The sequence below is a fragment of the Bradyrhizobium sp. P5_C11_2 genome (assembly GCF_054049755.1).
In genome coordinates, this window is sequence record NZ_JBFULT010000818.1 from 1 (window position 1) to 2,427 (window position 2,427).

Here is a 2,427-nt window from a genome sequence, read left to right on the forward strand (position 1 = left end):
GGATATTTGGTGAGCACCGTCCGCATCAGCTGCACGCCGATCGCCTTGACGCCGGAATTTGCCATGCCGATGGAGATATCGCCGGCAATGACGCGAGCGCCCTCGCGCACTTCGGTCTCGGCTTCCGCCATCGCGCGCAGGATGATGCGGGCGTGCTCATAGAGCCGTTCGCCGGCCGCGGTCGGTTCCATGCCGCGCGACTTGCGCTCGAACAGGGGCGTTGCGAACTCGGCCTCCAGGTTCGAGATGTGATGGCTCAGCGCGGACTGCGCGACGTTCACCTGGTCGGCTGCGCGCGACAGGTTCCGCTGCTCGTACACGGCGATGAAATAACGGAGCTGGCGTGAATCCATGACGGCGAAGCGTTCTATAATCGTGAAGGTAATCTTCGATAGATTATATTTTTCAGAAGGCTTGGGAAGGCCTAGTCTTCGTGATGGACGAACAGGGAGACACGCATGGCCGAGACCGGACTGCCGCTTGCAGGCGTGCGCGTCGTCGAGATGACCCACATGGTCATGGGCCCGACCTGCGGCATGATCCTCGCGCAATTGGGCGCGGAGGTGATCAAGGTCGAACCGCCGGCGGGCGACAAGACCCGGACCCTCGGCGGCATGGGGACGGCGTTCTTTCCGCTGTTCAACCGCGGCAAGCGCAGCGTGGTGCTGGATTTCGAGCAGCCTGAGGATCGCGACACCATGCACCGGCTGCTGGAGACGGCCGATGTGTTCCTGGAGAATTTTCGCGATGGCCAGCTCGACAAGCAGGGGCTCGGCGCGGACGAATTGCGCCGGCGGCATCCACATCTGATCGTCGCCGGCCACAAGGGCTTTCTGTCGGGCCCCTACGAGCACCGCCCGGCGCTCGACGAGGTCGTGCAGATGATGTCGGGCCTTGCCGCCATGACCGGCACCCGCGAGAAGCCGCAGCGCGTCGGCTCGTCCGCCAACGACATCATGGGCGGCATGTTCGGCGTGATCGCGATCCTGGCGGCGCTGTATCAGAAGCGCGGGGGCAAGCGCGACGGCGCCGACATCCGCATCGGCCTGTTCGAGAACTGCCTGTTCCTGGTCGCCCAGCACATGGTCGAATATGAGATGACCGGCAACAAGCCGCGCTCGATGCCGGAGCGCGAGCATGCCTGGCCGATCTACGACATTTTTGACGCTGCCGGCGGCGCGCGCATCTTCATCGGCGTCGTGACCGAGGGCCACTGGCAGAGCTTTTGCCGGGAATTTGGCTTGACTGAATTTCTCGATGATCCCGCGCTTCGCACCACGACCGATCGCATCCTGGCACGCGGGCGGATCATTCCGCGCGTCGCCGAGGTCATCAGGCAGTGGGACGTGGCAAAACTGTCGCAAAGGCTCGATGCACTCAACATCTGCTTTTCGCCGATCAACAGGCCCGAGGATCTCCTGACCGACCCGCATGTGCTGCGGCCGGGCGGGCTCGTCAACAATGTCAACGCCGACGGAAAACCGTTCCGCGTGCCGGCGCTGCCGATCGAGTGGAACGGCAGCAACATCGGCGAGGGCCTGAAGGTGGCGCCGCTCGGCGCCGACACCGCGGCCGTTCGCGCCGAGATCGACAACGACGTCACGTCCAAAGCCGCAGGGAGGCGCACATGAGCAGGATTGAGGAGATTTACCCGGCCGACCGCGTCAGCCTGCGCGAGGTCGGCCTGCGCGACGGGCTCCAGCTCGTGAAAAAAATTCCGTCCACCGAGGCCAAGCAGCGCTGGGTGCGCGATGAATATGCCGCCGGCGTGCGGCATTTCGAGGTCGGCTCGTTCCTGCCGGCAACGACCTTTCCGCAATTCGTCGATGTCCGCGACATCGTCGCGACCGTCGCCGGATTGCCCGGCGCGCACGGCATTGCGCTCGCGCTCAACGAGCGCGGGGTGAACGAGGCGCTGGAGTCCGGCGTCGGCGAGATCGCCTCGGTGGTTTCGGCGACGGAAGAGCACAGCCAGGCCAATGCGCACCGCTCGCGCGAATCCGCGATCGCCAATGTGAAACGTCTCTGCGACATGCGTGACGCCAGCCCCCACAAGCCGCTGGTGAACGCCGCGATCTCGATGGCGCTGGGCTGCTCGATCACCGGCGCGGTCGATCCTGTCGAGGTGCTTCGTCTGGTCGACAAATGCCTTGAAGCCGGCGTCGATTTCGTCGCGATCGCCGACACGGTCGGTTATGCCGGCCCGAAGCAGGTGGCCGACCTGACGCGCGCCGCGGTCAGGCTCGCGGGCTCGAAGCCGATCTGCATCCATCTCCATGATACCCGCGGCATGGGTATCGCGAACGCTGCGGCCGCGCTGGACGAAGGTGTGCGTATCCTCGATGGCTCGCTCGGCGGTCTCGGCGGCTGCCCGTTCGCGCCCGGTGCGACCGGCAATGTCGTGTTCGAGGACCTCGTGTTCCTGTG

At 65.1% G+C, this 2,427-nt stretch carries 3 protein-coding genes; 2 read left to right on the forward strand and 1 reads right to left on the reverse strand.

Annotated elements, in window-relative coordinates; translation table 11 throughout:
• The coding region (locus tag ACXJL8_RS38965) for a LysR family transcriptional regulator (protein ID WP_456686809.1) at positions 1–353 on the reverse strand (353 nt) is incomplete at its 3' end.
• 105 nt (positions 354–458) lie between these two features.
• On the opposite strand from ACXJL8_RS38965, the gene ACXJL8_RS38970 reads away from it, so the two are divergent.
• Both ACXJL8_RS38970 and ACXJL8_RS38975 read left to right on the forward strand, forming a co-directional pair.
• Positions 459–1,631, forward strand: a complete 1,173-nt coding sequence (locus ACXJL8_RS38970; RefSeq protein WP_456623180.1) for a CoA transferase — start codon at positions 459–461, stop codon at positions 1,629–1,631.
• Positions 1,628–2,427, forward strand: an 800-nt coding sequence (locus ACXJL8_RS38975; RefSeq protein WP_456686810.1) for a hydroxymethylglutaryl-CoA lyase, incomplete at its 3' end; no start/stop codon positions are given. The genes ACXJL8_RS38970 and ACXJL8_RS38975, both read left to right, overlap by 4 nt.